This window comes from Dactylosporangium sp. CA-092794, assembly GCF_050948465.1.
In the GTDB taxonomy this organism is placed as follows: domain Bacteria; phylum Actinomycetota; class Actinomycetes; order Mycobacteriales; family Micromonosporaceae; genus Dactylosporangium.
This window is the reverse complement of sequence record NZ_CP192044.1, coordinates 6,567,886-6,594,221: the sequence shown is the minus strand read 5'-3', so window position 1 is coordinate 6,594,221 and position 26,336 is coordinate 6,567,886. Positions and strand designations below refer to the sequence as shown.

At 73.0% G+C, this 26,336-nt stretch carries 24 protein-coding genes; 15 read left to right on the top strand and 9 right to left on the bottom strand.

The window, feature by feature from the left end; translation table 11 throughout:
• Nucleotides 1–70 precede the first annotated feature (70 nt).
• From ACQPXD_RS27925 to ACQPXD_RS27915, 3 genes are all read left to right on the top strand, one after another.
• Nucleotides 71–1,204: an AI-2E family transporter gene (locus ACQPXD_RS27925; protein WP_432824276.1), complete on the top strand. Its 1,134-nt coding sequence runs from the start codon at nucleotides 71–73 to the stop codon at nucleotides 1,202–1,204.
• 435 nt (nucleotides 1,205–1,639) lie between these two features.
• The gene (locus ACQPXD_RS27920) at nucleotides 1,640–1,978 is read left to right on the top strand and encodes a hypothetical protein (RefSeq protein ID WP_432824275.1); all 339 of its coding nucleotides are present in this window, start codon (nucleotides 1,640–1,642) and stop codon (nucleotides 1,976–1,978) included.
• Entirely contained in the window at nucleotides 1,975–2,610 is a 636-nt protein-coding gene (locus ACQPXD_RS27915; RefSeq protein WP_432824274.1) for a nucleotidyl transferase AbiEii/AbiGii toxin family protein, read from the top strand. The genes ACQPXD_RS27920 and ACQPXD_RS27915 overlap by 4 nt, the downstream gene beginning before the upstream one ends.
• A 216-nt stretch (nucleotides 2,611–2,826) precedes the next feature.
• Here the strand turns inward: ACQPXD_RS27915 and ACQPXD_RS27910 are convergent, their stop codons facing one another.
• A complete protein-coding gene (locus tag ACQPXD_RS27910; protein WP_432824273.1) occupies nucleotides 2,827–3,069 on the bottom strand; it encodes a PspC domain-containing protein in 243 nt (80 codons plus the stop codon).
• A 196-nt stretch (nucleotides 3,070–3,265) separates the two neighbouring features.
• Here ACQPXD_RS27910 and ACQPXD_RS27905 point away from each other — a divergent pair, with 196 nt between their 5' ends.
• On the top strand, nucleotides 3,266–3,802 hold the full coding sequence (locus ACQPXD_RS27905) for a general stress protein (protein WP_432824272.1): 537 nt from the start codon (nucleotides 3,266–3,268) through the stop codon (nucleotides 3,800–3,802).
• A 46-nt stretch (nucleotides 3,803–3,848) separates the two neighbouring features.
• Here the strand turns inward: ACQPXD_RS27905 and ACQPXD_RS27900 are convergent, their stop codons facing one another.
• The gene (locus tag ACQPXD_RS27900) at nucleotides 3,849–4,397 is read right to left on the bottom strand and encodes a TetR/AcrR family transcriptional regulator (RefSeq protein ID WP_432824271.1); all 549 of its coding nucleotides are present in this window, start codon (nucleotides 4,395–4,397) and stop codon (nucleotides 3,849–3,851) included.
• A gap of 86 nt (nucleotides 4,398–4,483) precedes the next feature.
• Between ACQPXD_RS27900 and ACQPXD_RS27895 the strand changes: the two genes are divergently transcribed.
• On the top strand, nucleotides 4,484–5,431 hold the full coding sequence (locus tag ACQPXD_RS27895; protein WP_432824270.1) for an SDR family NAD(P)-dependent oxidoreductase: 948 nt from the start codon (nucleotides 4,484–4,486) through the stop codon (nucleotides 5,429–5,431).
• Nucleotides 5,432–6,502: 1,071 nt separating this feature from the next.
• Here the strand turns inward: ACQPXD_RS27895 and ACQPXD_RS27890 are convergent.
• Nucleotides 6,503–8,467, bottom strand: coding sequence for an MDR family MFS transporter (locus ACQPXD_RS27890; RefSeq protein WP_432824269.1), 1,965 nt, complete (start codon nucleotides 8,465–8,467; stop codon nucleotides 6,503–6,505).
• Nucleotides 8,468–8,584: 117 nt separating this feature from the next.
• Here ACQPXD_RS27890 and ACQPXD_RS27885 point away from each other — a divergent pair, with 117 nt between their 5' ends.
• The 7 genes from ACQPXD_RS27885 to ACQPXD_RS27855 all read left to right on the top strand — a co-directional run bounded on the left by ACQPXD_RS27885 (nucleotide 8,585) and on the right by ACQPXD_RS27855 (nucleotide 15,186).
• Nucleotides 8,585–10,219 carry an ABC-F family ATP-binding cassette domain-containing protein gene (locus ACQPXD_RS27885; RefSeq protein WP_432824268.1) on the top strand — a complete coding sequence of 545 codons (1,635 nt, stop codon included), beginning with the start codon at nucleotides 8,585–8,587 and terminating at the stop codon, nucleotides 10,217–10,219.
• Complete coding sequence (locus tag ACQPXD_RS27880; RefSeq protein WP_432824267.1) at nucleotides 10,216–10,587, top strand: PPOX class F420-dependent oxidoreductase; 372 nt, start codon at nucleotides 10,216–10,218, stop codon at nucleotides 10,585–10,587. Before ACQPXD_RS27885 ends, ACQPXD_RS27880 begins: the two co-directional genes overlap by 4 nt.
• A 48-nt stretch (nucleotides 10,588–10,635) precedes the next feature.
• Nucleotides 10,636–11,796: an ABC transporter substrate-binding protein gene (locus tag ACQPXD_RS27875; RefSeq protein ID WP_432824266.1), complete on the top strand. Its 1,161-nt coding sequence runs from the start codon at nucleotides 10,636–10,638 to the stop codon at nucleotides 11,794–11,796.
• Between the two features lie 95 nt (nucleotides 11,797–11,891).
• Nucleotides 11,892–12,665, top strand: coding sequence for an ABC transporter permease (locus ACQPXD_RS27870; protein WP_432824265.1), 774 nt, complete (start codon nucleotides 11,892–11,894; stop codon nucleotides 12,663–12,665).
• A complete protein-coding gene (locus ACQPXD_RS27865) occupies nucleotides 12,662–13,528 on the top strand; it encodes an ABC transporter permease (RefSeq protein ID WP_432824264.1) in 867 nt (288 codons plus the stop codon). The genes ACQPXD_RS27870 and ACQPXD_RS27865 overlap by 4 nt, the downstream gene beginning before the upstream one ends.
• Before the next feature lie 76 nt (nucleotides 13,529–13,604).
• Nucleotides 13,605–14,690 carry an ABC transporter ATP-binding protein gene (locus tag ACQPXD_RS27860; RefSeq protein ID WP_432824263.1) on the top strand — a complete coding sequence of 362 codons (1,086 nt, stop codon included), beginning with the start codon at nucleotides 13,605–13,607 and terminating at the stop codon, nucleotides 14,688–14,690.
• Nucleotides 14,683–15,186: an NUDIX hydrolase gene (locus ACQPXD_RS27855; RefSeq protein WP_432824262.1), complete on the top strand. Its 504-nt coding sequence runs from the start codon at nucleotides 14,683–14,685 to the stop codon at nucleotides 15,184–15,186. Before ACQPXD_RS27860 ends, ACQPXD_RS27855 begins: the two co-directional genes overlap by 8 nt.
• A 661-nt stretch (nucleotides 15,187–15,847) precedes the next feature.
• Here ACQPXD_RS27855 and ACQPXD_RS27850 read toward each other — a convergent pair.
• Nucleotides 15,848–17,200, bottom strand: coding sequence for a hypothetical protein (locus ACQPXD_RS27850; protein WP_432824261.1), 1,353 nt, complete (start codon nucleotides 17,198–17,200; stop codon nucleotides 15,848–15,850).
• A gap of 135 nt (nucleotides 17,201–17,335) precedes the next feature.
• Between ACQPXD_RS27850 and ACQPXD_RS27845 the strand changes: the two genes are divergently transcribed.
• Nucleotides 17,336–19,192 carry a tetratricopeptide repeat protein gene (locus tag ACQPXD_RS27845; RefSeq protein WP_432824260.1) on the top strand — a complete coding sequence of 619 codons (1,857 nt, stop codon included), beginning with the start codon at nucleotides 17,336–17,338 and terminating at the stop codon, nucleotides 19,190–19,192.
• A 118-nt stretch (nucleotides 19,193–19,310) separates the two neighbouring features.
• Here the strand turns inward: ACQPXD_RS27845 and ACQPXD_RS27840 are convergent, their stop codons facing one another.
• From ACQPXD_RS27840 to ACQPXD_RS27820, 5 genes are all read right to left on the bottom strand, one after another.
• Nucleotides 19,311–19,466 (bottom strand): DUF6131 family protein, encoded by a 156-nt coding sequence (locus ACQPXD_RS27840; protein ID WP_432824259.1) that lies wholly within the window; start codon nucleotides 19,464–19,466, stop codon nucleotides 19,311–19,313.
• Between the two features lie 74 nt (nucleotides 19,467–19,540).
• The gene (locus ACQPXD_RS27835; RefSeq protein WP_432824258.1) at nucleotides 19,541–21,493 is read right to left on the bottom strand and encodes a vWA domain-containing protein; all 1,953 of its coding nucleotides are present in this window, start codon (nucleotides 21,491–21,493) and stop codon (nucleotides 19,541–19,543) included.
• Nucleotide 21,494: 1 nt separating this feature from the next.
• Nucleotides 21,495–22,904, bottom strand: coding sequence for a sigma 54-interacting transcriptional regulator (locus ACQPXD_RS27830; RefSeq protein ID WP_432824257.1), 1,410 nt, complete (start codon nucleotides 22,902–22,904; stop codon nucleotides 21,495–21,497).
• Between the two features lie 9 nt (nucleotides 22,905–22,913).
• Nucleotides 22,914–24,500, bottom strand: a complete 1,587-nt coding sequence (locus tag ACQPXD_RS27825; protein WP_432824256.1) for an MFS transporter — start codon at nucleotides 24,498–24,500, stop codon at nucleotides 22,914–22,916.
• Entirely contained in the window at nucleotides 24,497–25,072 is a 576-nt protein-coding gene (locus ACQPXD_RS27820) for a hypothetical protein (protein WP_432824255.1), read from the bottom strand. Before ACQPXD_RS27820 ends, ACQPXD_RS27825 begins: the two co-directional genes overlap by 4 nt.
• A gap of 65 nt (nucleotides 25,073–25,137) precedes the next feature.
• On the opposite strand from ACQPXD_RS27820, the gene ACQPXD_RS27815 reads away from it, so the two are divergent.
• Together ACQPXD_RS27815 and ACQPXD_RS27810 are read left to right on the top strand one after the other, a co-directional pair.
• The gene (locus ACQPXD_RS27815; RefSeq protein WP_432824254.1) at nucleotides 25,138–25,512 is read left to right on the top strand and encodes an FKBP-type peptidyl-prolyl cis-trans isomerase; all 375 of its coding nucleotides are present in this window, start codon (nucleotides 25,138–25,140) and stop codon (nucleotides 25,510–25,512) included.
• 167 nt (nucleotides 25,513–25,679) lie between these two features.
• Nucleotides 25,680–26,333: an adenylate kinase gene (locus ACQPXD_RS27810; protein ID WP_432824253.1), complete on the top strand. Its 654-nt coding sequence runs from the start codon at nucleotides 25,680–25,682 to the stop codon at nucleotides 26,331–26,333.
• The last annotated feature ends 3 nt before the right edge of the window (nucleotides 26,334–26,336 follow it).

The following is a 26,336-nucleotide window of genomic DNA, read 5'->3' as shown; positions in this document are numbered from 1 at the left end:
GCTAGCCGCCCCTCCCGGGCAGCAACCGGTACCCTGCCCCAAGAACGTTCGACTTCCCAGGGAGTTCACAGTGGAGGATGAGGTCCAGACCCCGCCGCCGCCGGCCGCACCGGCACCGGCGCCGGAGGTGGAGGTCGACGTCGTCATCGTCGAGGAGCCCCGCTTCGGCCGCCCCGGCCCGCCGATGCGCCGCTCACCGCTCATCATCGGCTTCACCGCCGGCCTCGGCCTGCTGCTCGCCTACAGCGCCTACCTCGCCGTGCAGAACGTCAAGTCGATCCTCATCCTCATCTTCATCGCCATGTTCCTCGCCATCGGCCTCAACCCGGCCGTCGTCCGGCTCCGCAAGTGGGGCCTGCCCCACGGCCTCGCGGTCGCCGCAGTCGGCCTCGGCGCCATGCTCGTGCTGTGCGGCGGCATCGTCGCCCTCATCCCGCCCCTGGTCCAGCAGAGCAACGCCCTCGTCGACAACCTGCCCACCTACATCGACAACCTGCGCCGCAACAACCAGCTCAACCACCTCAACGAGCAGTACCAGCTGCTCGACCAGCTCAAGAACGTCGCCACCCCCGGCAACGTCACCAAGGCCCTCGGCGGCGTCTGGGGCGGCGTGCAGGTCGCCTTCAGCGCCCTGTTCAACCTGCTCACCGTCATCATCCTGACGCTGTACTTCATGGCCGCCTTCGACCGGCTCAAGGAGGGCGGCTACCGGCTCGTGCCCGCCTCCCGCCGCGAACGCGTCCGGCTCCTCGGCGACGAGATCCTCACCAAGGTCGGCGCCTACCTCGGCGGCGCCCTCGCCATCGCCGTCGTCGCCGGCCTGTCGTCGTTCGTGTTCCTGCTCATCGTCGGCGTCGCCTACCCCTACGCCCTCGCCGTCCTGGTCGCCATCACCGACCTCATCCCGCAGATCGGCGCCACCCTCGGCGCGGTCGTGGTGAGCATCGTCGGCTTCGCCACGTCACTGCAGGCCGGCATCGCCTGCGTCGTGTTCTTCGTCATCTACCAGCAGGTGGAGAACTACGCCATCTACCCCAACGTGATGCGCCGCGCCGTGAAGGTCTCCGACCTGGCCGCGATCCTGTCCGTCCTCATCGGCGTCGCCCTCCTCGGCGTGGTCGGCGCCCTGGTCGCCATCCCCGTGGTCGCCGCCGTGCAGCTGCTCGTCCGCGAGGTGGTCATCCCCCGCCAGGACAACCGTTAACTTTCGATGACTCGGGCCGCGTCACCTGCAGACCGTCGCTCCCGCCAGACACCGGGCCGGGGCCCAGCATCCGCTGGCCCTGGCCCTGGCCCTGCCACGTCCGCGGCGCCAAGGGCAACCGATAAGTCGGGCGCTCCGCGCCACGACTTATCGGATTTTTCGCCTGACGGGGCATATGTCCGATCCGGTGAGCGCTATGTCTCCGCGATCATGCACGCGACCACACCGGCACCCCGGTTCTTCATGATCACGGAGACATACGGTACCCAGGCGTACAGTAACGCTCCGCGATCACGAAAAACCACCGGTACACCCGGCCGGCACAACATGATCACGGAGACATAGCGCTCGCCTCGGCACGACCCGGGCGCACCGCGAGACCACACGACGACGTGGCGTGACCACGCCGCGCCCAGCCCGGGTACACTTCGCCACATGCAGGACCAGCCGGCCCGCGGAACCGTCGCCTACCTGGCCCGGCCACACCGGCCCGCGCTCGTCGCCCGCACCCTCAACGAGCTGCGCGGCCCCGTCCACGGCATCGTCGAGCTCCCCCAGCGGCTCATGTGGAACCCGCAACGCCGCTTCGACCTCGACAACCACGACCTCCTGCTGTGGATGTACGAAAACGTGCTCCGCGAGGCCATCCGCCACGACGAACTGCGCCGCTTCCTCAACAAGCGCCTCCTCGTCCAGGTCTGGCCCGAGCTCAACCTGCCGCACGGCGTCCGCCGCGCCTGGGAAGCCCGGTTCGCCACCCTGCGCAACCGGTGATCCCCTTCTACACCGACGTCGCCCGCGTCGCCCTCACCGTCGCCGAGCGGCACGGCTTCGTCCTCGGCGGCGGCTTCGCCTGGCTCATCAACGGCCTCGTCGAACGCCCCACCGAAGACGTCGACCTGTTCACCGACACCGACGGCGCCGCCGGAGCCGCCGCCGACGCCGTCTGCACCGCCCTCCGCGACGCCGGCTACACGGTCCACGAGGAACAGGCCGACGACCTCCTCGAGCTCTTCGCCGGCTTCGACCAGCGCGAGTTCACCGTCGGCGACGGCACCCGCACCGTCCGGCTCACCCTCTCCCGCCTCGACCGCCGCGAAAGCCCCGTCATGATGGACGTCGGCCCCGTCATGCACCTCGACGACCTCATCGCCACCAAGGTCGCCGCCCTCGTCAACCGCCGCGAGGTCCGCGACTACATCGACGTGGCCGCCGCCCTCGACCGCTACTCCGTCGAACGCCTCCTCGACCTCGCCCGCCGCCAGGACCCGGCCCTGGAGAACGACGACATCGTCGCCGCCGGCCACTACCTCGACCGCCTCGACGACGGCCGCTTCACCTACTACGGCCTCGACCCCGACGCCGTCGCCGCCCTCCGCCACCGCCTGCGCCACTGGCCCCGCTGACCCGCCCGCACCCGCGCGGCCCGGCCACGACTCCCGCCCGACCCGGCGGCCGAGCGCAGCCCGGGCAGACTCCGCCCGTGCGCGGCCCGCCCGTGCGCGGCCTCGCGAGACGCGCTCGCGGGCCAACGCAGGCGCCGGAGCACCAGCGCGGTGTGGGCCGGCGCGGTGCTGAGCTGCCCGGGCACCGGCACGACACGGGCCCGGCGCGGGTGCGGGTCAGGCGCCGAAGGGCAGGTGATCGTTCGGGGCCGGGCTCACCGGGGCCGGCGGGGCCTCCGGCATCACCAGCCACAACACCGGGTACGCCAGCACCGCCACACCCCCGGTCAGCAGGATCGCCAGCAGGAACACGGCCCGGACCATCGTCGGGTCCACGCCCAGGTACTCGGCGAGCCCGCCCAGCACCCCGGCGACCGTCCGATCCGTCCGCGACCGGCGAAGACGCTTGATATCGCTCATACCAGCAACGGTGCACCCAGCCCCGCCCCGGCGACCTCGGGTGACGCCCTGAACGATCCCTGATCCGCCACCCCGACCTCACGCACCGCGACCGCGAAGGCACCGCTTGCCAGGAGTACCGGACAAGCAGACGAACATTGCCGAAACCCCGCGCCGAAGCGGGCGAAACGCCACCGGCATCTCTACCCTGTCGCGCATGACCACGCCTCCGGTTGACGAACCCCCAGCCCCGTCCCCCTCCCCCGAGCCCGGCCCGGCCGTCGGCGAGCTCGTCGAGCTCGAGCGCTCCACCGTGACCGTCGCCCGCTTCGCCGACTACGCCGGCGCCCAGCAGGCCGTCGACTACCTGTCCGACAACGGCTTCCCCGTCGAACGGACCGCCATCATCGGCACCGACCTGCGCCTCGTCGAGAACGTCCTGGGCCGGCTCACCGTCGGCCGCGCCGCCCTCGCCGGCGTCGCCTCCGGCGCCTGGTTCGGCCTGTTCGTCGGCATCCTGTTCACGCTCTTCAGCAATTCCAGTTGGCTCGGCATCCTGATCACCACGATCCTGGTCGGCGCCCTGTGGGGCGGCGTCTTCGGCGCCATCGCCCACGCCCTCACCGGCGGCCGCCGCGACTTCACCTCCCGCAGCTCGCTGCAGGCCGGCGAGTACGCGGTCACGGTCGAGGCCGAGTACGCCGACGAGGCCCGGGTCCTCATCACCCGCCAGAACTGGCGCGCCGCGAACTGACGGTGCCCGACACGCCGGCGGCGCCCTCCCAGACCGCGCCGCCGGCCTAGCCCGCCGCCAGACCCCTGGCGAGCAGGTCGAACAGCCGACCCCCGGCCTCCCGCGCGTCGGGACGGCCCCGCAGGATCAGCGCGAACCCGCCCAGCGCCAGCGACACGTCGCCCGCATCGAGCCCGGCGCGCAGCCGCCCGGCCCCCTGGCCCGCCGCGATGAGCAGCCGCAGCGCCTCGGTGATCCGGGCCCGGGTCTCCAGCCGCAGGCCCTCATCCCCGGACAGTACCGTGTGCAGCACCTCGGCCATCCCCTCCTTCGTGGCCATGTAGTCCAGGAAGCGCAGCGCCCACTCCCGCAGGGCGTCCAGCGGCGCCCGCTCCCCCAGCAGGTCGGTCGCCGCGTCGCACAGCCGCTGGGTCTCGGCCCGGTACACCGCGTCGACGAGCGACTCGCGGGTCGGGAAATGCCGGTACAGCGTGCCGATGCCGACCCCCGCCTCCCGCGCGATCGCCTTCAGCGTCGCGTCCCCGCCGTCACGCGCGAACGCCCCGGCCGCCACCGACACCAGACGGTCGTAGTTCTCCCGCGCGTCGGCACGCACCCGGCCTCCCCTTGTAAGCGGAGCCGGCTCCGGATAGGCTCTATTCGGAGCCGGCTCCGAATAAGCTAGCACCGAAAGGACACGCCATGCCCATCACCACACCGTTCGGCGCGACCACCACCGCCGACCAGGTCATCGCCGGCGTCGACCTCACCGGCCAACACGCGATCGTCACCGGCGCCGCCTCCGGCATCGGCCGGGAAACCGCCCGCGCCCTGGCCACCGCCGGCGCCGACGTCACCCTCGCCGTCCGCGACCCCGACGCCGGCCAGCACGCCGCCGACGACATCACCGCCGCCACCGGCAACCCGAACGTCCACGCCGCCGCGCTCGACCTCGCCGACCGCCGCTCGGTCCGCGCCTTCGTCACCGCCTGGACCGGCCCGCTGCACATCCTCGTCAACAACGCCGGCGTCATGGCCACCCCCGAACGGCGCACCGCCGAAGGCTGGGAGCTCCAGTTCGCCACCAACCACCTCGGCCACTTCGCCCTCACCACCGGCCTGCACCACGCCCTCGCCGCCGGCCACGCCCGGGTCGTCAACGTCAGCTCCGTCGGCCACATCAACGGCGAAGTCCTCTTCGACGACCCCAACTTCGAGCACACCCCGTACCACCCGTGGGCCGCCTACAGCCAGTCCAAGACCGCCAACGTGCTCTTCGCCGTCGCCATCGCCCGCCGCTGGGCCGCCGACGGCATCACCGCCAACGCCCTCAATCCGGGCCGAATCGCCAGCACCGGCCTCATCCGCCACGTCGACCCGGCCGCCATCCTCCCCCAGTCCTTCGACCCGGCGGGCAACACCGGCGTCTCCATCAAGGACATCCCCCAGGGCGCCGCGACCTCCACCCTGCTCGCCGCATCCCCCCTCGTCGAAGGCGTCACCGGCAAATACTTCGAAGACTGCCAGGAGGCCCAGCCCTGCACTCCAGGCATCCGCCGCGGCGTCGCCCCCTACGCCCTGGACCCCGAGAAGGCCGACCGACTCTGGCAACTCTCCGAAAACCTGCTGACCTCACCACTGCCGAACTAACGGCTTAACGGGCCCGGCCCACATCCCGTAAGCCATCCTAGGAAACTAGGCTAAGCCTCTTGGCGGCGCGACCGGATCGTCGCGCACGCCGCGCCGCCAAGAGCGCGCCTGCCACTTCCTAGGAAACTAGGCTATGGACTACACTCGCCGACCGCCAACGGCCCGACGCGGGCGCTTGGAGAACTGGGCCCCTGGCCCTGGCCCCTGACGGACTAGCGTATGAGATGGCCAGCGATTGATCGCGCTGGTTGCGGTCATGATCGGCGATTGTGTCCCGCACGTCGGGCGGTGCACGCCGCAGCGACCGGAAGTCTCCGCGATCATGCACAACCCGGCGCGACACCAAGGGTTTTTCATGATCGTGGAGCGCTGATGTACCCCCGTGTACCGAAAGTCTCCGGGATCATGGCAAACCCGGTGTGCGGTCACCGCGAGCATCATGATCACGGAGACATACGTCCGCCCCGGCCACCGCAGATCGGATATTGCGCCCGATGGGTGCGACATCCGCACGGCCGCGCGGCCGCGACGACCGAGGGGTCAGCGCCCGGCCGGGGAACCGCGCCGCGCGATGCGGAGCCCAGCCCGCGCGGACGCCGCGCCGGGCGAGAACCGCCCGGAAGCGACCACCCGCGAGCCGTGGCCCGCCCGAGGGGCCTGGCCGCGGGGAAGCACCCGGCGGACGGGACGCCGCGCCCGGCGCGCAACCGGCAGCGGCACACGGGCTTAAGGCGGCGGAAAGCGGCCGCGGCCCGACGCGGGAAGTGCGCCGGGCCGCGCGAGGAGCAAGCGGGAGAGGTCAGCGGAAGTGGCGGGGCGGGGCGGCGGAGGCTTGGGCCGGGAGAAACGGCCGCGGCCGGCAGCCGCGGCGGCGGGGACGAACGCGCCAGGTGTGCCGCCGGCGGCCGCACGCGGGCTCAAGGCGGCGGGAAACGGCCGCGGCCCGGCGCGGGAAGTGCGCCGGGCCGCGGGAGGAGCAAGCGCGGATGCGTCAGCGCGCACCGCCGGCCCTCCGCCGCGCTTCGCGCGAGACCGGGCAGGCACGACCGCGGATGCGTCAGCCGGGACGTGTCAGCGGGAGTGGCGGGGCGGGGCTTCGGAGGCCGGGGCCTCGCCGTCCGCCTCGTGGGCGCCGGAGTCCACCGCGTGGGCCGGAGCGTGGCCGTTGCCGCTCAGCTCGGCCACGCCGGCGGCCTCGTGGGCGCCGGGCGATGCCGGAGAGAGGCCGCCGGCCGGGGAGGAGCCCGCCGATGGGGAGGAGCCGCCGTTCGGGAATGGGGCGGTGACCACGCTCACCGCGGTGGTGGCGGGGGCGCCGGCGCCGTCGGGGGTGGGGCCGTGGCCGTCGGGGGACGAGGAGGGGGAGGCCGGGGCCGGGGCGGGGGCCGCCGCGGCGGCGTCCTCCGCGGCGCGGGCCTGGGCGGCGGACATCGAGCGGAGCGGGATCTCCGGCAGGAACAGGATGACCAGGAAACCGACCACCATGATGCACGCGGCGGCCAGGAACACCACGCCCATCGCGTCGGAGAAGCCGACCTTGAACGGGTGGGACAGGGCGGCGTCGAGCTTCTCCAGGAACGAGGTGTCGTTCAGGGAGCTCGAGCTGCCCGCCGTGGCCGTCGACTGGATGCCCTGCAGCTGGTCCGGGTGGGCGCGGGCCGCCGCCTGGAAGGCCGGGGTGGACTGGGCGGCGGTGAAGGCCGACTTGATCTTGTCGGGCAGGATGGAGAAGAGGATCGACAGGAAGACGGCGGCGCCCAGGGTGCCGCCCATCGACCGGAAGAACGTGACCGTCGACGTGGCGACGCCGATCTCGCGCGGGTTGGCGGCATTCTGCACGGCCGTGATCACCGGCTGCATGTTGCCGCCCAGGCCGAGACCCATCAGGGCCATCACCAGCATGGTGCGCCACAGCGGCGTGTCGGCGCCGATCTGCGAGAACAGCACCAGCGCGGCGAGCATCAGGATCGAGCCCACGACCGGGAAGATCCGGTAGCGGCCGGTGCGGGCGATCGTCTGGCCGGACACGATCGAGCCGGTCATGATGCCCAGCACCAGCGGCAGCAGCATCAGGCCCGCCTTCGTCGGGGTCGCGCCCTTGACGATCTGCAGGTAGAGCGGCAGGGTCAGCAGGCCGCCGAACATCGCCATGCCCAGGATGAAGCTGCTGATCGAGGCGACCGAGAACGTGCGGCCCCGGAACAGCCGCAGCGGCAGCAGCGCCTCCTCCTTGTAGGCGGCCTCCGCGACGATGAACAGCACCAGTCCCACCGCGCCGATGCCGTAGCACAGCAGCGACCGGCCCGAGCCCCAACCCCACTCGCGGCCCTGCTCGGCGACGGTCAGCAGCGGCACCAGGCCCACGATCAGCGCCACCGCGCCGGGCCAGTCGATGCGGTGGTCCTGGCGGCGGTGCGGGATGTGCAGCACCCGCATCACGACGAGGAACGCGGCCAGCGCGATCGGCACGTTGATGTAGAAGATCCAGCGCCAGCCGGTCACGCCCAGGATGTCGCTGGAGCCGGCGAAGAACCCGCCGAGGACCGGGCCCAGGACGCTCGAGGTGCCGAAGACCGCCAGGAAGTACCCTTGGTACTTCGCCCGCTCCCGGGGCGGCACCACGTCACCGATGATGGCGAAGGCCAGGGAGAACAGGCCGCCGGCGCCGATGCCCTGCACCGCGCGGAACACGGCCAGCTCGTAGATCGACCCCGACACGCCGCACAGCACCGAACCGACGATGAAGATGCCGATCGAGAACAGGATGAACGGCTTGCGCCCGTAGATGTCCGAGAGCTTGCCATACAGCGGCGTGGAGATCGTCGAGGTGATCAGGAACGCGGTGGTCGCCCACGCCTGCAGGGAGAAGCCGCCGAGATCGTCGGCGATCGTCCGCATCGCGGTCGACACGATCGTCTGGTCGAGCGCGGCGAGGAACATCGCCATCATGAGACCGGCCAGAATGGTGAGGATCTGCCGGTGCGTCAGCGCGGCCTCCCCGGCCGGGGCCGGAGGGGCGACTGGTGATGAGCTCAAGGCGTTTCTCCTGGTGAGACCAAGGCGGTTTTCGATCCGATCGCGTTTCAGAATTCACGCTACTCCTCGATCGGCGAGACTAGTCGCTGGGTACGACAGAAATCGGAGGCGCAACGGGTGGCAGCGACGCTGGTGGTCAAGGATCTCGCCGCGGGACACGGGGACAAGGCCCTGTTCGCCGGCCTCGACCTGGTGGTGGCGCCGGGCGACGCGGTCGGCCTGGTCGGCGTCAACGGGGCCGGCAAGTCGACGCTGCTGCGCACCCTGGCCGGGCTGATCCCGCTGGAGCAGGGCGTCGTCCAGCTCAGCCCGCCCAACGCCACGATCGGGTACCTGCCGCAGGAGCCCGACCGCCGCCCCGGCGAGACCCTGCGGGCGTTCCTCGGCCGGCGCACCGGCGTCACCGAGGCCCAGGCCCGCCTCGACGCGGCGGCCGAGGCGCTCGGCGAGGGCGACGCGGGCGCCGACGAGTACAGCGCCGCCCTGGAGCGCTGGCTCGCCCTCGGCGGCGCCGACCTGGACGAGCGGGCCGGCGAGGTCGCCGCCGACCTGGGCCTGGCCGTCGACCTCGACCTGGAGATGACCGCGCTGTCCGGCGGCCAGGCCGCCCGGGCCGGCCTGGCCAGCCTGCTGCTGTCCCGCTACGACGTGGTGCTGCTCGACGAGCCGACCAACGACCTGGACCTGGACGGCCTGGACAAACTGGAGAAATTCGTCGCGCAGATCCGCACCGCCGCGATCATCGTCAGCCACGACCGGGAGTTCCTCAGCCGCACCGCCACCGCCATCCTCGAGCTCGACCTGCACCAGCAGCAGGTCCGCTTCTACGGCGGCGGCTACGACGCCTACCTGCAGGAGCGCGAGACGGCCCGCCGGCACGCCCGGGAGCGCTACGAGGAGTACTCCGACACGAAAGCCGACCTCGAGGCGCGCGCCCGCATGCAGCGCGCGTGGATGGAGAAGGGCGTCAAGAACGCCCGCCGCAAGCAGTCCGACAACGACAAGATCGGCAAGTCGAAGAAGATCGAGTCGACCGAGAAGCAGGCGTCGAAGGCCCGCCAGACCGACCGGCTGATCGAGCGCCTCGAGGTCGTCGAGGAGCCGCGCAAGGAGTGGCAGCTGCGGATGGAGATCGCCGCCGCGCCGCGGGCCGGCGCGGTGGTGGCGAGCCTGCACGGGGCGGTCGTGCGCCGCGGCACGTTCACGCTCGGCCCGGTCGACCTGCAGGTCGACTGGGCGGACCGGGTGGCGATCACGGGTGCCAACGGGTCGGGCAAGACGACGCTGCTCGGCGCGCTGCTGGGCCGCATCCCCGTGGCCGAGGGCCGGGCCTACCTGGGGCCGGGCGTCGTCGTCGGGGAGGTCGACCAGGCCCGTGCCCGGTTCGAGGGCGGCCAGTCCCTGCTGGATGCGTTCCAGGCGGCGGTACCCGAGCAGAGCCCCGCCGACGTGCGCACCCTCCTGGCGAAGTTCGGGCTCAGGGCCGGGCACGTGCTGCGCCCGGCGGGCAGCCTCTCCCCCGGCGAGCGCACCCGGGCCGCCCTGGCCCTGCTGCAGGGCAAGGGGGTCAACCTGCTGGTCCTCGACGAGCCGACCAACCACCTCGACCTGCCGGCGATCGAGCAGCTCGAGGCGGCGCTGGACACCTACCCGGGCACGCTGCTGCTGGTCACGCACGACCGGCGGATGCTCGCGGCGGTGCGCACCACCCGGCACGTGCACGTCGACGGCGGCCGGGTGAGGCAGGCATGAGCCTCGCCGAGTTCTGGGCCGAGCGGCACCTGTGCACGCTGACCACCATCCGCCGCGACGGCACCCCGCACACCGTCCCGGTCGGCGCTACCTACGACCCGGCGACGAACACCGCGAGCGTCATCACGTCCGGAACGTCGCAAAAGGTGCGGAACATCCGGTACAACACCGCCGTCGCGATCTGCCAGATCGACGGCCGGCGGTGGAGCACGATCGAGGGGCACGCGACCATCGAAACGGATCCGGAAGCCGTCAGGGACGCCGAGGAACGCTACGCCGAACGGTACAAGCCACCACGAGTCAACCCCGAACGAGTGGTGATCATGGTCACCGTGTCAAGGGTATTGGGTACCTATCGACGCGCTTGACATCCAACGTTCAGCAACAGGCAACCGGCCGACCCGACGCTGTCGCGCATGACGCGAAACATCGTGCGACGCGGAACCGTCGCTGCTCTCTTATCGGTGGCCGTGGTCGCCGCCATCGCCGCCTGCGGCTCGTCGCAGAAGGCCGCGGACGCGCAGAACAACACGACCGGCGCCGCCTCCGCCACCTCGGCGCAGGACCTCGGCGGGCTCGACGCGCTGGTGACCGCGGCCAAGGCCGAGGGCCAGCTCAACGTCATCACGCTGCCGCGCGACTGGGCGAACTACGGCGAGCTCATCGACACCTTCAGCCAGAAGTACGGCATCAAGGTCAACAGCGACAACCCGGACGGCTCCAGCCAGGACGAGATCAACGCCGTGAAGTCGCTCAAGGGCCAGGACCGCGCGCCCGACGTGCTCGACCTCGGCGGCGCGTTCGCCCAGTCCGGCGCCAAGGAGGACCTGTTCGCGCCGTACAAGGTGCAGACCTGGGCCGACATCCCGGACAACCAGAAGGACAGCAACGGCGCCTGGTACAACGACTACGGCGGCTACATCTCCATCGGCTGCGACGCCAAGAAGATCCCGGTCTGCCCGCAGACGTTCGCCGACCTCAAGAAGCCCGAGTACAAGGGCAAGGTCGCGCTCAACGGCGACCCGACCAAGTCCGGCTCCGCGTTCGCCGGCGTGTTCGCCGCCGCCCTCGCGAACGGCGGCAGCTTCACGAACATCCAGCCCGGCATCGACTACTTCGCCGACCTGAAGAAGTCCGGCAACTACATCCCGGTCGAGTCGACCCCGGCCACCATCGAGAAGGGCGAGACCCCGATCTCGATCGACTGGGACTACCTCAACGCCGGCTACACCAAGGAGCTGTCCGCCAAGGGCATCGACTGGAAGGTCGCGGTCCCCAGCGACGGCGTCTACGGCAACTTCTACTGCCAGGCGATCAACAAGACCGCCCCGCACCCGGCCGCCGCCCGGCTGTGGGAGGAGTTCCTCTTCTCCGACCAGGGCCAGAACCTGTGGCTGAAGGGCTTCGCCCGGCCCGTCCGGCTGCCCAAGATGACCACCGCCGGCACCGCCGACGCCACCCTCGTCGCCGCCCTGCCCAAGGTCGACGCGTCCAAGGCGCAGCTGCCCTCCCCGGACCAGGTCGACGCGGCCAAGAAGGTCCTCACCGACGGCTGGACCAAGGCGCTGACCGGGTGAGCTCCCCCGCCGCTCCCGCCGTCCGGACACGGTCCCTCGCGGACCGTGTCCGGCGGTGCGGCCCCTGGCTGGCGGTCGCACCGTTCCTGATCGTCATGGTCGTCGGACTGGTACTGCCGGTGATCGCCCTCGCGGCGGGCGCGTTCGAGGGCGACTCGATCAAGAGCTCGTTCAACAGCGGCTACCGCGCGGCGTTCTGGGGCTCGGTCAAGCTCTCCGTCGTCTGCGCCGTCCTCGGCGCCGCCGTCGGCCTGCTCGTCGCCCGGGCGGTGCTGGCCGGCGGCACGGTCCTGCGCCGGCTGGTGCTCACCGCCTCCGGCGTGCTGGCCAACTTCGGCGGCGTACCCCTGGCTTTCATGTTCATCGCCACCATCGGCAACGCCGGCATCGTCACCGGCCTGCTGCACGACTGGACCGGCTTCGACCTCGGCAACTCCCCGTTCAGCCTCTACCAGTTCGGCGGCCTCGCCGTCGTCTACCTCTATTTCCTGGTACCGCTGATGGTCATCGTCATCGCACCGGCGCTGGACGGCGTGCGCGCCGAGTGGTCCGAGGCCGCGGCGAACCTCGGCGCGACCCGGCTGCAGTACTGGCGCCACGTCGGCGGCCCGCTGCTCGCGCCGCCCGTCATGGCCGGCGCGCTGCTGCTGTTCTGCGGCTCCCTGTCCGCGTTCGCCACCGCCCAGGCCATGGTCGGCGGCACGGTCCCCCTGGTCACGCTGCAGATCGCCAACGCCTTGTCGGGCAACGTCTCGGCCGACAACGCCGGCGTCGGCGCGGCCCTGGCCATCGAGATGATCATCCTGGTCTCCGTCGTCATGGCGGTGTACTGGACCATCGAGCGACGCACGGCGAGGTGGTTGCGATGACCGCGGTCCTTACGCGACCGGCCGAGGCACCGGCGGTACCCCGGCGGAAACGGAAATTCGACGTCGGGCGGGGTGTGGTCCTCACCCTCGCCGGCATCTACTTCCTCGTCCCGCTCGCCGCGGCCGTCTGGTTCACCATCCAGGACAAGGTCCACGGCGGCGTCACCGGCGAGTATTACACCAGCATTCCCCAGGCCGAGGGCTTCGCCGGCGCGCTGCGCCGCTCGCTGAGCCTGGCCGTGCTCACCGTGCTCGGCGTGCTGCTGGTCACCGTGCCGGCCATGCTGGCGGTGACCCTGCGCCTGCCGAGGCTGCGCCCGCTCGTCGAGGGCCTGTCGCTGCTGCCGCTGGTCATCCCGCCGATCGCGCTGGTCGCCGGGGTCCGCGACATGCTCGCCCTCGGCCCCAACCAGCTGTCCGGCACGCCGTTTGGCGACGCGCTGGTCTCCTCGCAGGACCCCGAACTGCCGATCATCCTCATCGTCGTGTACATCGTGCTGGCCACCCCGTTCGCCTACCGTTCCCTGGACGCGGGCATCCGCGCCATCGACGCCCGGACCCTGGTCGACGCGGCCCGCGGCCTGGGCTCGTCCTGGTTCGACGTGGTGTGGCGGGTGCTGCTGCCCAACCTGCGCGGCGCGGTCCTCGGCGCGGCGTTCCTCACCCTCGGGCTGGTCCTCGGCGAGTACACCATCGCCAGCATCCTGCTCTTCGACACGCTGCCCACCTGGCTGGTGAAGATCTCCGGCGAGAACGGCCAGCTGTCCGTCTCGGTCAGCACCGCCAGCCTGCTGTTCACCTGGATCCTGCTCCTCGTCGTGTCCCTCGCGGACCGGCGCCCAACCTCACGGAGTGACTCATGAGCGAGCGGAGCGAGCGAATCATGTTGCGGCGCGCCTCGTGCCTCATGCCGACGCCGAGCGCCGGCGAGGTGCCGGCATGAGCGCGGTCGGTGTGCGCATGCTCGGCATGCGGCGCAGCTTCGGGGCGGTCCACGCGCTCGCCGGGCTCGACCTCATCATCGAGCCCGGCGAGTTCATCGCCCTGCTCGGCCCGTCCGGCTGCGGCAAGACCACCGCCCTGCGGGTCCTCGCCGGGTTTGAGACCGCCGACGCCGGCACCGTCTGGGTGGGCGACAAGGACATCACCGGCCTGGCGCCCAACAAACGGGACATGGGCATGGTGTTCCAGGCGTTCAGCCTGTTCCCGAACCTCTCCGCCGCCGACAACGTCGCCTTCGGCCTGCGCGTGCGCGGGGTGGACGGCGCCGCCCGGCGCAAGCGCGCCGCCGACCTGCTCGAGCTCGTCGGCCTCGGCCAGGTCGGCAAGCGCTACCCCCACCAGCTCTCCGGCGGCCAGCAGCAGCGCGTCGCCCTGGCCCGGGCCCTGGCCATCGAGCCCAGGGTGCTGCTGCTCGACGAGCCGCTGTCCGCCCTCGACGCCCAGGTCCGCGTCCAGCTGCGCGACGAGATCCGGCGCATCCAGCAGCGGCTCGGCATCACCACCCTGTTCGTCACCCATGACCAGGCCGAGGCGCTCAGCGTCGCCGACCGGGTCGGCGTCATGCGCGCCGGCAAGCTGGAGCAGCTGGCCGACCCCGACACGCTCTACCACCGCCCGGCCACCCCGTTCGTCGGCGAGTTCGTCGGCACCATGAACCGTCTCCCGGGCGTTCTGGGCGGCGACGGTACCGTCCGGGTCCTGGGCGCCGACCGCCCGGTCGCCGCCGGCAGCGAGTCCACCACCGGCGACGTGGTCGTGCTCGTGCGCCCCGAGGCGATGACCCTCACCGCGTCGGAGTCCGGCACCTCCCTCGTCGTCGTGCGGACCTTCCACGGCGCCCTGACCCGGCTGTCGGTCCGGCTCGGCGACGGCGACGAGGCCATCGTGGACCTGCCCAGCCCCGCGGCCGCCGGCATCAAGCCCGGCGACACGGTCACCGTCGGCGTCGGCGAGGGCCCGGTCCTGGTCGCCGCCGCGGACGCGGACACGTCCGCTAAGGTCCCCGCTCATGGGGATGTCTGAATATCTGAAGAACCTGCGCAACCACGTCGGGCACGACCTGCTGCTCGTGCCCGGCGTCAGCGCGGTGATCCTCAACGACGCCGGCGAGCTGCTGCTCGGCCGGCGCACGGACACCGGCGGCTGGTCGCTGCTGGCCGGCATGGTCGACCCCGGCGAGCAGCCGGCCGACGCCATCGTCCGCGAGGTCCGCGAGGAGTCCGGCATCGAGGTCGCCGTCGAACGCCTGGTCGGCGCCGCGATGCACGCGGTCACCTACCCCAACGGCGACCGCTGCGACTACCTCAGCCTCTGGTTCCGCTGCCACCACGTCGCCGGCGAGGCCCGGGTCAACGACGAGGAGTCGACCGACATGCGCTGGTTCGCCCCGGACGCGCTGCCCCCGATGAAGCCCTTCGCCCGGCTGCGCATCGAACGCGCCCTGTCCGACGACCCGGCCGCCTGGTACACCGCCCCCGGCGAGATCCACCCCGCCCTCAGCGGCGAACACGGCATCTAGATCGCCGCGGCGGGGCGTCACGCCGGCGCCCCGCCTCCGTCGGCGGGCAGGTCCGCGATGCGAGGACCGGATAAATCCAGCCACTCCGTGGCCGGATTTATCCGACATTTCGTATATGTCAGTTCGAGCGCCGGCCGGGCAGATGTTCTGCGGATATATCTCCCGCCGGGCGAAACCTCCCCTGGTATGGCCGGACCGGACGGATGTCTCCGTGCTCATGCTGCTCGCGGTGGCCGAACCGCGGGTTTCTCATGATCACGGAGAGTCTTGGTACACAGGGGTACATCAACGCTCCGTGATCATGAAAAACCGTTGGTGCCGGCGGCAGTTGCGCATGATCACGGAGACTTCCGGTCGATGCGCTGCGCCCCGCGACGGGAAGGGACGAGACGCGAAGGGATAAGACGGGAAGGGACGAGACGCAGACACGGCGACGTGCCGCTCCAGCAGAACCCCGCCAGCACGCCGGCCGCCCCGGCGGCACCCAAGTCAGACCCGGCGGCACAGACAGCACAGACGCCGCAGCCGCCGGCCCGACCAGCTCGGCCACCACGCTGGCCAGCCCGGCAGCACGCTTCGGCCACACCGGCGCTACCCGAGTCGGGCCCGGCGGCGCGCAGCGCGCAGGTGGCGCAGCCGCCGGGCCGGACGGCACCGGCGGTCAGGACTCCGGCGACGAGCCCGGCACCGGCCCGGGCGGAGCAGGAGGCACCGACGGGCCGGGCGGAGCAGGAGGCGCGGCGAGGCCTGGGGCAGGGGGCACGGCCGGGCCGGGGACGGAAGGCGGCCCGGAAGCGGGCTGGGCCGGAGCGGGGACCGGCGGGGGCCCCACCGGCTGCCCGGCCGGCGGGGGCACGCCGACCGCCGGGTAACCCGCAGCCTGGGGAGCGCCGACCGCGGGATAACCCGGAGGCGGAGGCGCGCCGACCGGCGGGTAGCCCGCGGGCGGAGGTGCGGCAGGGTAGCCGGGCGGCGGAGGGGCGCCGACGGGCGGGTAGCCCGGAGACGGAGGGGCGGAGACCGCCGGGTAGCCGGGCGGCGGAGGGGCGAACGGGGCGGGCGCCGGGGGTACCACCGCCATCGGAACCAGCGGCGAGAACAAGCGGCCGAGCAGCTCGAGCACGCCCACGACGACGGCGCCGACCAGGGCGTAGAGGCCGATGGTCAGCAGCGCCTGCCACGACTGGGCCGCCGAGAGGTTCATCCAGAGCTGGGTGAAGGACACGATCACCACGCCCAGCACCACGCCGAGGATGCCGGCGCGGCGGCCGAACGGTGACACGCCGCCGAGCAGGACCGCGGCCAAGGCGTAGATGAGCAGGTTGGTGCTGTAGACGGGGCCGGCGGAGGCCATGGCCTGCGTCTGCACGATGCCGGCCACCGCGGCCAGCAGCGACGAGCCGACGACGCCGACCAAGGCTCCCACGAGCCGTGGGACGGTGAAGGCGCCCGCCTCGCCGGCCGCGGGGCGGTTCGCGGACAGGAACTGGCGCACCGCCGGCACCGCGAACAGCACGCCGCCGCCGATGGACAGCACCACGAACGCCGCCACCCACGGGCCGAAGGCGGTGTCGCCGGCGTCGCGCAGCGGGATCAGGTTGCCGTCCGAGGCGCCGGCCACGATCATCTGGACCACGACGCCGCCCGCGAGGGTCACCGCCCAGGCCGGCACGCCGAGCAGGGCGGTCGGCAGGGCGAGCACGATGCCGATGCCGAGCGCGGCGAGCACGCCCAGGACCATGTTCTGGTCGGCGTAGATCCAGCCGGTCAGGCCGGCGATCGACGCGATGGCGAGGTTCGGGGTGCCGGTGCGCAGCGACAGCGCCAGGGCGAGCGCGGCGAAGCCGGTCATGGCCAGGTTGGACCACGCGGGGCGGCCGAACACGTGCGAGTTCTCCGCGGCCAGCCCGATGGTGACGGCGACGGCGCCGAGCAGCAGCACCGCCTCCCAGATCAGATGCGGCAGCAGCTCCCGGACGGGCCGGACCGGGACGGCGGCAGTGACGGCGGTCATGCCGAGCACGCTACCGGGCATCGGCAACCCTCACTGCGCCGGGTCGGCAACCGCCCGAAAAGCCAGGGCCGGCAACCGTCCGAAAGGGCAGCGGCGGGGCAGCCGGACGGTACCCGGACGCAATACCCTCACGCCGTGACAGAGCAGCAGGACAACCCCACGGCACAGGCGCACGGCGAGCTCGCGCTGGCCCGCATCGCCCTGGCCGAGGGCGACCTCGCCCACGCCGCCGGGCACGTGGCCGGGGCGATCGCCTGGGCGCCGGGCCTGCCGGAGGCGCACGAGCTGCTCGCCGCGCTGGTCGCGCGGGCCGGCGACGAGGGCGCGCTGGAGCTGTTCCCGGTCGAGCAGCCGGCGTTCATCGGCGCCGTCGTGGCCCGGGCCCACCTGCAGGGCCGGCACGACCCGATGGGCGGGCTGCTGATGCTGGCGCAGGCCACCCGGTTCGACGCGGCGCAGCCGTGGGCCGACGTGAGCTGGGTGCGGGCGCTGGAGCCGCGCCGGCTCGACCCCGACGACCTGGCCCGGGTGTTCGTGGCGGTCATGCCGAGCCTCGGCGACCCGGCCGGGCGGGCGGTCGCCCGGGCCAACGAGGTGTATCTCGACCTGGCCCGCCGGGCCACCGCCGCCCACCCGGGCAGCGCGCTGCTGCACGGCGCCGCCGCGGGGCTCGCCCGCCGGTTCACCGCGGTGGCGCCCGGGGCGCTGGCCGACGCGGTCCGCTGGGGCGCGCACGGCCACCGGCTGCGGCCGGACAAGCTCACCGCGGTCTGGTATGCCTACGCCTTGAAGGCCGACGGCCGCCTCGACCCGGCGCTGCAGGTCATGCGGCAGGCGTGGCAGGCCCAGCCCGGTGAGCTGGACCTCTGCGCCGACATGGCGAACTGGCTGGCCGACGCCGGCCGGCTCGACGAGGCGGTGGCGCTGCTGGACGCCGCGACCCGCCAGGCCCCGGACTACGACTGCGCCGTGCACACCGCGGCCCGGCTGCGCTTCCAGCGCGACGGCGACGTGGTGCACCTGGTCGGCCTGGTCGACTTCATCCGCGCGCACCCGGTGACCAGCCACGAGCACACCGACCTCGAGGGCGCCTGCCGCGGCCGGGCGTGGCTGTCGATGGTCACCGGGCCGTCCGAGGCGTGCGTGAACGTGCTGCACCAGATCCCGCGCGAGCAGCGGGCCGGGCTGGACGGCGAGCTGGCGCTGTCCGCGCTGGAGGTGCCCAGCGCGCTCGCGCTGCTGCGGCGCGAGGCGCCGGGGCTGCGGATGCGCATCGCCGGGGAGCCGCCCGCGGAGCTGGTGCGGGCGCAGCGGCCCGGGGCGCGGGTGCTGTGGCATTACGACGGCCTGGCCGCCCGCCCGGCCGTGCCGCCGCCGTCGGAGGCGGCCCTGGCCCTGCTCGCCGGGGTGGCCGGGCCGTTCTGGCCGCACCCGGTGGCCGCCTACGACCGGGCGCTGCCGCTGGGCCGGCTCGGCGCCGACGAGTTGATCTCGCTGCTGGTCCACCCGCCGGCCCCGGCCGGCGACGGGCTGCCCGACGGGCTGTTCGAGCGGGCCGCGCAGGCCTACGCGTGCCTCGGGCTGCTGCACTGCGAGCAGCTGCGGGCCGGGGCCGAGCCCGGCGACACGGCCCGGGCCCGGGCGGTGCTCACCGGCATCGTCTTCGGCGTGGAGGACTGGTCCACCGAGGCGGCCGCGTTCGCGCTGGTCGTCGCCGCCTGGGTGGACCCGGCCGGGCGGGGCGCGGTCCGCGACGCGATCGCGGAGCGGTTCCTGGACGCGGCCCGGCAGTCACGGGACCGCGCGGTGACGATCCGGAACTCCCTCGCCGCGCTCGTTTTGACGACCCCGGAGATGGTACCGGAGGTGACGGCGCTCGCCCGCCGCGTGCTGGACGACGGCGCGGAGGCGCCCGGCCCGCGGGACGAGCCGGGCCCACCCGCCACGCCGGCGGATGGGCCCAGAAAACGCCGATGGTTCGGCCGCCGGTGACACGTCACCAAACAAGCCGCCGGTGACCACGTCACCAGCAAGTCGCCGGGACCACGTTCACCGAACGCGCCGGTGACGCGTCATCACAGGTCGCGGGAGACGCGCCACCGGGAGAGGGTCACCAATAGTGCCGGCGGCCGGCGATCGGACGGCCCACCGCACCGAGGATCCACAGCACCGCGCCGACGATCAGCAGCACGATGCCGATCGTCTCGATGATGCCGACGTGCAGGAACAGGCCGACCAGAAACAGGATCAAACCTAGGATGATCATCTCAGCTCCCCGGGAGGATGGGTACCGATCTACGTGGATCTGGTACCCCGTCCCCCACGGGTGGCAAACACGGATCACCCGCGGCGGCCCCGGCGCGCCCGGATGTAGTCGCTGACCACGTAGCGCCCCAGGTCGTCGGCGTCGGGGGTGAACACCCGGCCGCCGTTGCGCCGGGCCACCGCGTCGACGAACCGGCGCAGGCCCTGGTCCTCGCCCAGCATGAAGAAGTTGAGCACCGCGCCGTAGCGGGTCAGCTGGTCGACCTCGTGCACGGTGGCCACGACCGTCTCCCTGGTCGAGGGCCACATGAAGTAGGAGCTGCCGTCGTCGAGCAGGTGGGCGGTCGGCTCGCCGTCGGTGACGACGAGCACCACCGGGTCGGACGCGGGGTGCCGGCGCAGGTGCCGGGCGGCGAGCTTCAGCGCGTGCTGCAGGTTGGTGCCCTGCACCATGTCCGGCTCGACCGCGGCGAGCTCCTCCTGCGACAGCCGGGAGGCATACCGGCCGAAGCCGATGATCTGCAGCGCGTCCTGCGGGAAGCGGGTGGCGACCAGGTGCGACAGCGCGAGCGCGGCCTGCTTCATCGGGCCCCACCGGCCGTCGGCCATCATCGAGAACGACAGGTCGACGCAGAGCGCCACCGCCGCCGACACCCGCCGCTCGGTCTCGGCGATCTCGAAGTCCTCGACGTCCAGGCCGATCGGGAACGTGGCGCTGCCGCCCCGGGCCTGGCGGCGCACCGCGTTGCCGATCGTGCGGACCACGTCGATGGCCTGCTCGTCGCCATACTGCCAGCGCCGCGACGCCCCGGTCAGCTCCCCGGCGGCGCCGGCGTCGCGCAGGTCGTGCTGCCCCTGCCGGCCGGCGTGCAGGTCGCCGAAGACGGTGCGCAGCGCGGTGCCGCCGAGCCGGCGCAGCGCCTTGGGGCTCAGCGTGAGCCCGTCGGCGCCCCGGGTCACCCAGCCCTGCCGGCGCAGCTGCTGCTCCAGCTCCCGCAGGCGGCGCACGTCGTCGGCGGCGGCCCGGCCCAGCTGCCGCTCGACCGCCTCCACGTCGACGTCGTCGAGGGTGGCGCCCGGGTGCTCCTGGCCGAGCTGGTCGAGCAGGTCGTCGAGGTCGCCGATCTCCTCCAGCGCGCCGGCCGCCTCGCCGTAGCCGAGGTCGCGCTCGCCGCGCACCCGCTCACCGCGGCCCCAGTTGAGGTTGGGCCGCAGCGCCCGCAGGTTGTCCGACAGCTCGGCGAACTGCCCGGCCAGGTCGCCCAGGGACTGGGCCATGAGCTGCTCGAGCTCGGCCCGCTGCTGCGGCGACAGGGAGCGCATCATCCGCTCCCCGGCCGCGGCCCGGCGGGCCAGGGCGTCGATGAGCTCGTCGACGTTGGCCGGCTGCTCCGGGAAGAAGTCGCCGTGGCGGTTCATGAACTCGGCGAACGCGTCGTCGGTGTTCTCCCCGCGGGCGTGCTTGGCCAGCAGGGCGTTGAGGTCCTGCAGCATCTCCCGCATGGCCGCCTGCGCCTCGGGGTCGCGCAGCGCCCGCTGCATACCCTGGAAGCGCTGCTCGACGACCTCCTGGCGGAGCTGGTCGAGGATCTGCTGGTAGAGCTGGCGGGCCTCGGGCGAGGTCCAGTCGTACTCGGCGAGTTCCGACACCGCCCGCGCGGTGGAGCGGGGCAGCGCGTCCAGCTGCGCCTCGGCGAAGCGGGCCGCGTCGGTGTCCTGCCGGGCCAGGGCGTCCCGCTCGGCCGCGAGGGCCTGGTCGAGCAGCTGCTGGGCGCGGGTGACGGCGCCGTCGAGGGCGCCGCGGCGCATCGCCTCGCGGCGCATCCGGCGGGCCCGGGCGAGCAGGTCGTCCAGGCCCCGCCCGCCCTGCGGCCCGCGGCGCAGCAGGTTGCGCAGCGCGTCGCGGAGGCTCCCGCCGTCGAGCACCTCGGCGCCGACCTGGTCGACGGCGGCGCGCACGTCGTAGGGCGGGGCGAGCGGGTCGGGCCCGCCGCGCCACGCGCCGTATCGGAACCGGTTGTGCCGCACGTCAGCCTCCGTAGACGGTGCGGCCGTCGTCGGTGAGGTCCTTCGACAGCCGGCGGGTCAGGTGCAGGCCCTCGAGCGCGAACTCGACGCCGGCCGCGGCCTCGCCCCGGCCGGGCGCGTCGCCGAGGCCGAGGCGGTCGAGGACCTTGGCCAGGCCGGGCACCGTGCCGACCTGGCCCAGGATCTCGTCGGCGCCGGCCAGCTCGCCGGTCTCGATGACCTGGCCCTCGGCGACGAGGTCGGTGAAGCCGGACAGGTCCAGGCCGGCGAGCCGGCTGCGGAACGTGTCGGCGGTGGCGGTGCGCAGCAGGTGGGCGAGGATCTCGATCTCGCGGCCCTCCTCGCCGCTGTCGAACTCGACCTTGCCGCGCAGCGTGCTGGTCACCGAGACGGTGTCGCCGATGCGGGCCACCGGCGTCTCCTCGCCGAGCAGCCCGGCCCGGCGCAGCGCGGACGCGGCGACGGTCTCGGCGGCGGCGATGGCGAAGCGGGCCGACACGCCGGAGCGGGCGTCCACCGACGGCGACTCGCGAACCCCCCGGGTGAACCGGGCCAGGACCTCCACGACGTGGTCGGGGACCTGGGCGACGAGCTGGGCCTCCTGGCGGACCAGATCCATCTCCAGCTCGAGGTCGAGCGGGTAGTGCGTGCGGATCTCGGCGCCGAAGCGGTCCTTGAGCGGCGTGATGATCCGGCCCCGGTTGGTGTAGTCCTCCGGGTTGGCGCTGGCCACCAGCAGGACGTCCAGCGGCAGCCGCAGCTGGTAGCCGCGGACCTGGATGTCGCGCTCCTCCAGCACGTTGAGCAGCGACACCTGGATCCGCTCGGCGAGGTCGGGCAGCTCGTTGACGGCGAAGATGCCGCGGTTGGTGCGCGGCACGAGTCCGAAGTGGATGGTCTCCGGGTCGCCGAGGGTGCGGCCCTGCGCGACCCGGATCGGGTCGACGTCGCCGATGAGGTCGCCGACGCTGGTGTCGGGGGTGGCGAGCTTCTCGCCGTAGCGCAGCGACCGGTGCAGCCAGTCGACGGGCAGAGCGTCGCCGGCCTCGGCGGCCAGCCGCCGGGAGGCCGGGGTGATCGGCTCGAACGGGTGCTCGTTGAGCTCCGAGCCGGCGATGACCGGGGTCCACTCGTCGAGCAGGGAGACCAGGCCGCGGATGACCCGGGTCTTGCCCTGCCCGCGCTCGCCGAGCAGGACCAGGTCGTGCCCGGCCAGGATGGCCCGCTCCAGCTCGGGCAGCACGGTGTCGTCGTAGCCGACGATGCCGGGGAAGCGGGGCTCGCCGGAGCGCAGCCGGGCGAGCAGGTTCTCGCGCAGCTCCTGCTTCACGGTGCGGAACCGGTGCCCGCTCGCGCGGAGCTCGCCCACCGTGCGGGGAAGGTCCAAGGGCTGGTCTGGCGTCACTGTCACCGTTTGAACCTAGCGCGCTTTCGCGGCGGTGGTGTTTCGCCCGCCGTCCTCGTCCGCCGCCGGGGCCTCACCGCCAAGCGAGGGCTCGCCGCCAAGCGAGGCCTCGCCGCCGAGCGGGGGCAGGTGGCGCAGCAGCCGCCCGGCCGCCACGGCGAGGGCGGCCAGCGCGGCCGCGCAGACCACGGCGACGACGTGCAGCCCGGTGGTGGCCGCGGCCCGGGCGGCGTGCAGCACCGCCTCCGCGGTCGCGGGCGGCAGCACCGCGGCCGCGTCCGCCGCGGCGGTCACCGTGTCGCGGGCCCCGGACGCGGCGGCGGGCAGCCCGGGCGGCAGGTCCACCACCGCCCGGTACACGGCGGTGCCGAGGCTGCCCAGCAGCGCGATGCCGAGGGCGTAGCCGAACTCGCCGCTGACCTCGTTGAGCGCCCCGGCGGCGCCGGCCCGCTCGGGCGGGGCGGCGCCGAGCACGATCCCGGTGGCCAGGGTGACCGTGGGGCCCATGCCGAGGTTGCTGACCACGAACGCGGCGACCAGCGGCAGCGGGCCGGCGCCGGCCGGGACGAACGGGACGCAGAGGGCGCCGAGCGCGCTCACCAGCAGGCCCCCGGCGATGAGCCGGCCGGGGCGTACCCGCCGGGCCAGCAGCGGCGCGACCTGGAAGCTCAGCGCGCTGGCCACGGCGGCGGGCAGGATCCACAGGCCGGCGGCGCGCGGCGACAGGCCGTCGACGAGCTGCAGGTGCTGGGTGACGAAGACCATCATCGCGCCGGTCATCATGGTGCCGACGGACATCGCGGCGAGGGCCGCGCTCAGCCCGCGGTCGCCGAACAGGCGCAGGTCGAGCAGCGGGTCGGCGAGGGTGCGCTGGCGGCGCACGAACACGGCGCCGAACGCCAGGCCCGCGGCGAGCGCGAGCAGCGGGACCGGCCGCCACCCGTCGCGGGCGAGCTCCTTCACGCCGTAGACCGCGGGCAGGATCGCCGCCAGGGACAGCCCCACGCTGGGCAGGTCGAACCGGCCGGCGCCGGGGTGGCGCTGCTCGGGCAGCAGGATCGGGCCGAGCACCAGGAGCAGGATCATCGGTGGTACCCCGAGCAGGAACGCCGAACCCCACCAGAAGTGCTGCAGCAGCAGCCCGCCGACGACGGGGCCGATGATCGCCCCGCTCATGAAGCACACCATCCACACCCCGATCGCCAGGCCCCGCCGGCGCGGGTCCGGGAACAGGCCGCTGATCAGGGCGAGGGCGGACGGGGCGAGGGTGGCGCCGGCGATGCCGAGCACGGCCCGGGCGGCGATGAGCATGACCGGTCCGCCGCTGTAGGCGGCGGCGACCGACGCGGCGCCGAACGCGGCCGCGCCGATCAGCAGCATGCGGCGCCGGCCGATGCGGTCGCCGAGCGTACCCATCGTGATCATGGACCCGGAGAGCAGGAAGCCGTAGACGTCGAGGATCCACAGCTGTTCGGTGCTGCTCGCGTGCAGGTCGGCGCCGATCCGCGGCAGCGCCAGGAGCAGCACGAAGACGTCGATGGAGACCAGCAGGGCGGGCAGGGCCAGCACGGCCAGGCCCAGCCACGGTGAACGGTTCGTCATGCACCCTGGTCGGAGCCGGCCCCGCGGATCTCGACATCGAGCCACGAGGTGAACCCCTTCCAGGCCGGCCGGGGGCCGCCGAGGTGGTAATACTCGTCGGCCTCGGCCCGGCTCAGCCGGACCATGGCAAGGGCCGAGCAGGCGATCACGCCGATGAAGGCGACGGCCTGCGCGACGGTGAACCACAGCGGCAGCAGCGGCTGCAGGTGCCGCTGCTGGAGCTCGCCGTCGCTCAGCAGCACCGAGTCGGGGCTGTAGACGACGCCGATCATGAGCGCCACGGCGACCAGCAGCAGCGCCGTGCCGACCAGGGCGCGGGTGTACGGCGTGCGCCGGGGCACCGCCAGGGCCGCGCCCGCGAGCAGCACCGACAGGCCCGCGGCGAGCACGAACGCGCCGGTGAGGTGGAGGTACACCGTGTTGATGAGCAGGGCCTCGTCGCGCGTCCATGGGCCGAGGCGGTCCACGAGACCTGGGTAGCGCAGCAGCAGCCAGCCGGCGACGGCGGCCTGCCCGGCCTGCAGCCCGGCGCCGGCCGTCACCAGCCGCAGCGCGGTCCGGACGGGACGCATGCGCCGACGGTACGACGCGATGAGGCAGGATGGAGGCGACGTTTCGTAACGAAGGAGTCAAGCGCATGGCGTTGAGCAAACCCGAAGTGACCCTGCCCGCCGGCCCGGCGCCGGCCGACCTGGTCATCGAGGACATCACTGTCGGCGACGGCCCGGAGGCCCGCCCCGGCCAGCAGGTCAGCGTCCACTACGTGGGCGTGGCGCTGTCCACCGGCCGCGAGTTCGACGCCTCGTGGAACCGGGGCGGCACGTTCGACTTCGGCCTCGGCCGGGGTCAGGTCATCGCCGGCTGGGACCAGGGCGTGGCCGGGATGAAGGTCGGCGGCCGCCGCAAGCTCGTCATCCCGCCGCACCTGGGCTACGGCGACCGCGGCGCCGGCGGGGCCATCAAGCCCGGCGAGACGCTCGTGTTCGTGGTCGACCTGCTGGGGACCCGGTAAGGTTTCAACGCGCCGCGACGTTCGGACATTCCCGGCTGGTGGGGTACGAAACACCCAGCCGGGAATGCCGAAACTCACAGCTGCCCCACAGCGCGCACCCGACATCGAGATGGGATGCTGGACCATCGGCGGCGGGCCGATGGGCGGGCATACGAAGGGGTGTGCAGATGACGATGCAGTCGGCGGCACCGCGGGCCAAACGACTTCTCATGGTGGGGGCACCGGGTTCCGGGAAGGGCACCCAGGCCGAACAGATCGCCAAGCAGTTCGGGATCACCCACATCGCCAGCGGTGACCTCCTGCGCCGGCACATCGCCGAGGGCACCACGATCGGCAAGACGGTCGAGGACCTGGTGAACAAGGGCGAGCTGGTGCCCGACGCGATCATCATGGACATGCTGCGCAAGCCGGTGCTGGCCGCCAGCGAGACCGGCGGTTACGTGCTCGACGGCTTCCCGCGCACGGTCGAGCAGGCCGAGGCGGCATACCAGACCGCCGGCAGCCTCGGCGTCGGCGTCCAGATCGCCATCCATCTCGAGGTGCCGGAGGAGGAGCTGCTGCGCCGGCTGCTGGCCCGGGCGCGCGGCGCCGACGACACCGAGGACGTGATCCGCCACCGGATCAAGGTCTACGAGGAGAAGACCCGCCCGCTGCTGGACTACTACGCCCAGCGGGAGCTGCTCATCCAGGTCAACGGCGCCCGGCCGGTCGCCGAGGTCACCTGGTCGATCGTGGTGCAGCTGCAGCGGGCCTTCAAGCGGCCCAGCACGCACGGCACCGGCACCCGGCCGGCCGCCGCCCAGGACCGGGCGGTGGCCTGACCG